Annotated in this window: 5 protein-coding genes; all 5 read left to right on the top strand. The window is 49.3% G+C overall.

Going from position 1 to position 7,365, the window contains the following annotated elements; genetic code table 11:
- Positions 1 to 265 precede the first annotated feature (265 nt).
- Positions 266 to 1,666: an aspartate aminotransferase family protein gene (locus FBQ85_04455; GenBank protein ID MDL1874408.1), complete on the top strand. Its 1,401-nt coding sequence runs from the start codon at positions 266 to 268 to the stop codon at positions 1,664 to 1,666.
- 78 nt (positions 1,667 to 1,744) lie between these two features.
- Entirely contained in the window at positions 1,745 to 4,519 is a 2,775-nt protein-coding gene (locus FBQ85_04460; protein ID MDL1874409.1) for a hypothetical protein, read from the top strand.
- An 86-nt stretch (positions 4,520 to 4,605) separates the two neighbouring features.
- On the top strand, positions 4,606 to 4,734 hold the full coding sequence (locus FBQ85_04465) for a DUF1697 domain-containing protein (protein MDL1874410.1): 129 nt from the start codon (positions 4,606 to 4,608) through the stop codon (positions 4,732 to 4,734).
- Between the two features lie 126 nt (positions 4,735 to 4,860).
- Complete coding sequence (hydA, locus tag FBQ85_04470) at positions 4,861 to 6,252, top strand: dihydropyrimidinase (GenBank protein MDL1874411.1); 1,392 nt, start codon at positions 4,861 to 4,863, stop codon at positions 6,250 to 6,252.
- Between the two features lie 139 nt (positions 6,253 to 6,391).
- A partial coding sequence (locus tag FBQ85_04475) for an FAD-binding protein (GenBank protein MDL1874412.1) occupies positions 6,392 to 7,365 on the top strand: 974 nt, incomplete at its 3' end.

Below are 7,365 nucleotides of genomic sequence, written 5' to 3' on the forward strand. Positions count from 1 at the left end.
TGGCGTCAATAAGCCAAACCCCTCGTGAAAAGTCAAGAGGAAAGGCTACGGAAGGTAAACGGGTAGTTGGCCGCCTCTGACGATACACGCCCACTGCCAAAGCTGTTCATCGTTATTAAAAGTGCCCGGCGTTTGCCGGGATTCGCCAATACTCCCTTGCATTTCCAAACGCGGTTTTGTACCTTGATGCGTCTTTTTCGCCAGCGCGCATAAATTCCTCTCGTCAAGCGCAGTAAAAATCACCCTCACCGATCAGGAGCCGGCCATGCCAGCCAAAACAGTCTCCCCCTCTGCCCCTGCTCAATCACGGCAGGTTTCGTCAAACACCAACGGCCAAAACACGCCAGGCGCAAACGCCGAGCCGGAATTGAGCCGCGATGAAGTACTCGCTCTTCGTAAAGAGTACCTGCCCACCGCCACCTTCATGTATTACCGCGAGCCGATCAATCTGGTGCGCGGCCACATGCAATATCTTTACGACGAAACCGGACGGCAATATCTCGACGCGCTCGGCGGCATTGTCACGATCAGTGTGGGTCACTGCCATCCTGAGGTGATTGCCAAAACCAAAGCGCAGATGGATAAATTGCAGCACGCGACCACGATCTATTTGCATCCTGCGATGCCGCTGCTGGCAAAAAAGCTTGCTGAGAAAATGCCTGCTCCGGATTTGAAAGTGACGTTCTTCACCAACTCCGGCAGCGAGACGAATGATTTGGCCATCACCATGTCGCGCTTGTTCACCGGCAATCTCGATGTGCTGGCGCTGCGCAACGGTTATCACGGCGCGAGCCTCGCAACCATGAGCCTGGTCGGGCACAGCACGTGGAAATATCCAATTCCGACCACGGGCAATATTCATCATGTCGCGCCCGGCTACTGTTATCGCTGCCCCTTCAATAAAACTTATCCCGAATGCGATGTGCAATGCGCGCGCGACGTTGAAAGCGTGATCAAACACAACACCAGCGGCAAAATCGCGGCCTTCATCGGCGAACCGATTCAAGGCGTGGGCGGCACCGTGACCCCGCCGCCGGAATATTTCAAGATTGTTTATGACATTGTCAAAAAATATGGCGGCTTGTACATTGCCGATGAAGTGCAAACCGGCTTTGGCCGCACGGGCAAACATTATTGGGGCATTCAAAATTGGGGCGTCACGCCGGACGCGATTACGATGGCAAAAGGCCTGGGCAATGGCGTGCCCATCAGCGCGGTGACAACGCGTCGCGAAATCTCCGATGTGATGGCGCAAAAAATTTGGTTCAACACCTTCGGCGGCAATCCGGTCTCGATGGCGCAGGGATTGGCAACGCTGGAAGTGATCGACAAAGACGGCACGCAAGCCAATGCTGAGATGGTGGGCAATTATTTGAAAGAAAAACTCACGGCATTGATGGATAAACACCGCTTGATCGGCGAGGTGCGCGGCCTGGGTTTGATGCTCGGCGTGGAGTTGGTAAAAGATCGCAAGACGAAAGAGCCGGCCACGAGTGAAACCGCCGAAGTGATGGAACGCACGAAGAACAACGGCCTGCTCATCGGCAAAGGCGGTTTGTTCGGCAACACGCTACGTATCAAACCGCCGATGTGCATTACGAAGGGCGATGCGGATTTCGTGTGTGAGACATTGGATAAGGTTTTGGGGGAGGTTGAGGGGGCATAGGTCAAGATTTCGTTCAAACAATTCAATCGGCGATTTTAGAAACTGTCTTGGGAAGATGTAATTTGGGAAGATTGGAATATGGACAGCACTCTTATAGAGTACTTGAGGTTAGGAAAAGCGTGGGTTCTCGTTGGAAGTGGTCCATCAATTGAGATGGGCTATCCCGATTCGAAAAGGCTTGCAAATTTCGCAATTCAACTAGTCGAGGTAGAGGGGCAATACTCGCTGCTTCCAGAACTGAAGGAAGCACATGCGAAGAAAGACTTTGCAAAAGTTTTTGAACAGGCTCAGAGAGCGATCGGCATTAAGAAACTGATCAGTTCTCTTGATGAGAAGCTCAAACCAACTGAGACGGCGAAAATTTATGAAATGCTTGCACGGTGGCCGATTGAGGTATACTTGACTACAAATTATGACGATGAAATTCAGACGAGCTTGGCAAAGTTGGGCGTTGCATATCGCGTTTATAGTAATTCAGAAGACAGCTTGAGTTACCTTCACCCAACTGTCTCAGGTGCAATTTTTAAATTGCACGGCGATTTAAAGTCTGAACAAGGATTGGTTCTGACTTCTAGTCAATACGATGAGATTAGCAGTTCGGAGTCGTGGGAATATTGGCGCACCAAGCTGACGTCAGTTTTTCAAATGAAACCAGTTGTTATTATTGGGCATTCCTTAACCGATCCTCACATCCAGCACATTTTGCGTGCTGCGAAAAAGGGAGCAGGTGTCATTCAGCCCATTTGTTGGATTGCTCCTGATGTGAGCTTTCAGGATCAACAGAAGTATTTGGAGGAGTTTAGAATTCGAGTAGTTACGTACAGCAATAAAAATGGTAATCACAAAAATCTATTTCAATTGGTCAACACTGTAACTGAATTTATGCAGAGTAGGACTGCCGTTCACATTCAAACTCGTATTGCTGAGATTTCTTCTTCTCCTCTCGGAACACACGCTGCTGCACCCGGCTTCTACGTTTTTAACAAACTAAATTCCGAGAGTGATTTTAATCAAAAAAGAATCGAGATTGCAACGGCGGCACTCCAGGCCGTTATACCAGAATTGATTAAATTGGGAGAGTTCGAAATAGAAGAAGGTCTTCGAATCGCTGGCTGGCCAAAAGGAACATCGTTAACTAAGCAATTTTCGCAAATCGTTGGAGAGCAAACGGTTCTGCAAGGCTTGTTTAACACAAAAGGAGACAAGTATACGGTCAGTGAAAAAGCGAACTTTATAATTTCACAGAATAATCGGGATTTTCAGCATTTGCGTGCGCGCTTTTATGATTCACTGGTCTTAAGAATAAAACGAAAGTTTCCAGAAATTGATCATGAAGACGCAAAAGGAATTGCATCGGATATTGAAGCGTCACTCGCTGGTTACTTTCGAGAGGGTGGGCTGACTCTCGCAACACTGCTTTTTACAAATTCAAAAGTACCCAGGGAAAATGCTGTGCCTAGTTCGATTATTAAGTTTATTACTGAAGCATCGGCGAGATACGATGATGCCCTGAAACGTCAAGCTTTTTGTGCTATTTCACTGGATTCATTCGTCAAGGCAGAATCAGCAGAACGTGAGTATCTTGGAAGAATTTCTCAAGGATTTTTTGCATTTCATGCGTTTGGCGCTTTCGGTGATGTTGCAATGGAACGTTTGCATCAAGCAAAGAACACCGTATGGTTAGTAGATTCAAGTGCGCAAATTCCATCAATTGCTCTAGCTGCACAGACACACGCCTTGTTTAGGGATTGTTTTTTGACATTGCACTCACTCGGAATCCGCCTTTTCACGACTGAAAGACTTTTTGATGAAACCTGGAGCCATGTGCAATTTGCACGAAAGGTCGTAGAAGAACACGGATGCGATAGCTATCATATAGGCGCTGCCGCAAGAGGAGATCTCCCTTACCAGAAATCGAATCAATTCATGGAAGGTTTTATAAGATGGCAAGCAGCCGGAAACTCATGTGATTGGGATGGCTATCTGTTTAAGATATTTCAAACACTGAATCCGAGGAAGAGCGATTTAAGAAATGCCTTATCGAAAATTGGAATTGAGGTCGTTTCTTATGAAGACTGGCCTGGTTTCCATGATTTTGATTTCTCGGATAGGGAAAACTATATTCAAAAGATAATTCAAAGGCTGCAGAAAGCCGACATAATAGAGGTGGACTATAAAATAGATGATGCTTACAAAAAAGCTCTTCCAGAGGCCGAAGCGTATGTAATAATAGCGAATGAACTCGATGGGAAATACTATATCATTTCACAAAAAAGTGAAAAATCTCCTGCTTGGTTTATCAGCAACACTTCAATGTTAAACCTTCTTGAACCAGGTAAACGAATTACATGGCAACCGGAAGCGTTTGTGCGATTTACAACTACACTCTACCATATGGATGAGCCAACGTCTGCCTCCCGCGCATTTGAAACCATACTCTGGGGGATTGCGCAGTTGGGAGTAAGTGTTTTAGATGAGGAAACTATCGCGAAGGTCTTTAGCTCTACTATTGATCAGACGAAAATCGACATCAGTGAGCAGCATGAGTTATATGAAAGGAACCTTGCAGACAAATATGGGGAATCGATAGAATCGGTAATAGAACGTTTATCTCCGGCGAAGCGCCAATTAGCTGCACTGCAACTAGCTCACCAAGCTACGCAGGCTGAAGCTGAAAGACGAAAAGTAGCGGAGCGTGAGGCTGCCGAGAATAAATCGCGCGCCAAACGCGCCGAGTCACAATTGAAGGATGTTAAGAAGTATCAAAGAAAAATTGCAGATAAAAAAGCGCGTTCAAAAAAGTTAAAAAGAAAGCACCAGTCGTCAAAACGAAAAGTAGGAAGTAAAAAATAATAGAGCATGAACGCTTATAGCGTCGGTTGATTTCCAATTTCGTTATCAAGCTGGGCTGTTTAGTTCAAAATACGGATAGCCTTCCCATGCCCCAATACCTCGCCTTCCTCCGCGCCATCAATGTTGGCGGCCATACGGTGAAGCCGAATCAGCTTCGCTGCATGTTTGAAGCGCTCAGTTTCGCGAACATAGAGACGTTTATTGTGGAACAATAGCGTGTTTTTTCTTGAAACAATTTATGAAGGTGGAATGAAGCGAATAGTAAACATTTTTCTGGCCACCATGTTTCTGTCATTTGAAAAATTCTAATGAGCAATTCTGATAGATGAAGGAGAGCAACCATGTCAAAACTCATCATTCGCGGCGGTGAAATACTCACCGGCTCCGATCGCTATCGCGCCGACGTTTATTGCGAAGACGGTGTGATTCGCGCGATTGGCGATAAACTTGATGTGCCCAGCGGTGCCGAAGTCGTTGATGCGGGCAATCAACTCGTTATGCCCGGCGGGCTCGATCCGCATGTGCATATGGCGCTCTCGTTCATGGGCACGGTGAGCGCGGATGATTTCGAATCCGGCATGATCGCCGGCCTTTGCGGCGGCGTGACTTCGATCATCGACTTTTGCATTCCCAATCCCAATCAATCGCTGCTCGACGCGCTCAAAGATTGGGATGAGAAGGCGAAGGTCGCGGTCGCGGATTATTCCTATCACATGGCCATCACGTGGTGGAGCGAGCAAGTCTCGAAGGAGATGGAAATCGTCGCGCGTGATCGCGGCATTACCAGCTTCAAACATTTCATGGCCTACAAAGGCGCGTTAATGCTGAATGACGATCAAATCTATCACAGCTTTTCGCGCATCAAAGAGTTGAATGGCATTGCCACAATCCATGCGGAGAATGGCGACGTTGTGTGGAACTTGCAGCGCAAGCTACTCGCTGAAGGTAAAATTGGACCGCAGTATCACGCCGTCTCGCGCCCGCCCGAGGTCGAAGGTGAGGCCACGAATCGCATTATTCGCATGGCAGAGATTGTGGGCATTCCGGTTTATATTGTGCACATGTCGTGCAAAGCCGCACTCGATGCGGTGATTGCCGCGCGTTTGCGCGGGCAGCGCCACGTGTTCGCCGAGTCTTTGATCAATCATCTTTTGCTCGATGACAGTGTGTATCAAAAACCGAACTTCGAGGCCGCGGCGTATGTGATGAGTCCGCCGTTTCGACCGAAGGGCAATCCCGAGGCGCTATGGGATGGCATCAAAGCCGGCATGATTCAAACCACCGGGACGGATCATTGCGCGTTCACGATGGCGCAGAAAGCTATGGGCAAAGACAATTTCACGATGATTCCCAACGGTTGCGCGGCAATTGAAGATCGCATGAGTCTGTTGTGGCATCACGGTGTGAGCGCGGGGCACATCAGTGAACACGAATTTGTGAATCTCTTCACGACGAATGCGTGCCGTATTTTTGGCATGTACCCGCGCAAAGGCGCAATTGCCATTGGTTCCGATGCCGATATTGTTGTATTCGACACGAAGAAGTCGCGCACGATCAGCGCGAAGACGCAGCATCACAAAATTGATCGCAGTATTTTCGAAGGTTTTCAAGTGACCGGCGTTCCGACGCATGTGGTTGCAAACGGCATACTGGTTTACAAAGACGGCGACCTGCGCGCAGAAAGAGGCGCGGGGCGTTTTATCCCGCGCAAGAGATTTAGCGAGAGTATGTGATCGAAAACAAAAGCATCAACCGTGAAGAACGCAAAGCTCGCGAAATACTCACAATGAGAGCTTTTAGAGGGCTTTGCGCGTTTCGCATCTTTGCGGTGAGATTTTTTAACATTCGAATGATGACAAACGCAAGGTTCCCATGGCCATTCAACCGACCCCTCTCAATCCCGAGCAACTCGAAAGGAATTTTGCTGACATCGCGCCGGCATTGAGCCGTAACGAAGCGCTGCTCGAAGCCTCGCGTTGTTTGTTTTGTTACGATGCGCCCTGCACGCGCGCCTGTCCCACGCACATCGACGTGCCGAAATTCATTCGCCAGATTTTAGATCGCAACCCGCTTGGGGCCGCGCGCACGATTTTTTCCGCGAATATTTTGGGCGGAGCGTGTGCGCGCGCATGCCCGACGGAAGTCTTGTGCGAAGGAGATTGCGTGTTGCATGGTTTGAATGAGAAACCCATTCAAATTGGATTGCTGCAACGTTTTGCCACCGATCACGCGATGGCGAAAGGCGTGCAGTTCTTTGAACGCGGCGCCGACACCGGAAAAAGGGTCGCCGTGATCGGCGCGGGCCCGGCTGGCCTCGCGTGCGCGCATGAATTGGCGAAACACGGCGTCGAGGCTGTGATCTTCGAGGCGAAAGAAATTGCCGGCGGACTCAACGCTTATGGCATTGCCGCGTATAAAATGACGACAGATTTCGCTCTCGCGGAAGTGGAATACGTGAAGCAAATCGGCATCGACATCCGCACCAACACGCCAATCGGAGCAAATTTGCCTGTGACGAAACTGCTCGCCGATTACGATGCCGTTTTTCTTGGGGTGGGATTGGGCAAAACCGCGGCCCTGAGGATTCCCGGTGAAGAAATGGAGGGCGTATACGAGGCGTTGGATTTCATCATGCCCACACGCCTGCAGAAAATGCAGGAATGTGTCGTTGGAGAAAATGTGCTCGTCATCGGCGCGGGCAACACCGCGATTGATGTTGCCACGGCCGCGCGGCGGCTCGGCCGTCCCGGCCAGTTTGGTCCACCGCAGCGAAAACCAATACCGGAACAACGGCTATTGGCGCAACGCCTGCGATGCGTGGGTGGATGCGCTGGCCGGGGCGGGCT

Source organism: Cytophagia bacterium CHB2, assembly GCA_030263535.1.
Lineage (GTDB): Bacteria > Zhuqueibacterota > Zhuqueibacteria > Zhuqueibacterales > Zhuqueibacteraceae > Coneutiohabitans.

Coding starts and splice junctions, on each gene's coding strand:
- FBQ85_04465 (MDL1874410.1), top strand. CDS start 4,606: ATGCCCCAATACCTCGCCTTCCTCCGCGCCATCAATGTTGGCGGCCAT.
- hydA (MDL1874411.1), top strand. CDS start 4,861: ATGTCAAAACTCATCATTCGCGGCGGTGAAATACTCACCGGCTCCGAT.
- FBQ85_04460 (MDL1874409.1), top strand. CDS start 1,745: ATGGACAGCACTCTTATAGAGTACTTGAGGTTAGGAAAAGCGTGGGTT.
- FBQ85_04455 (MDL1874408.1), top strand. CDS start 266: ATGCCAGCCAAAACAGTCTCCCCCTCTGCCCCTGCTCAATCACGGCAG.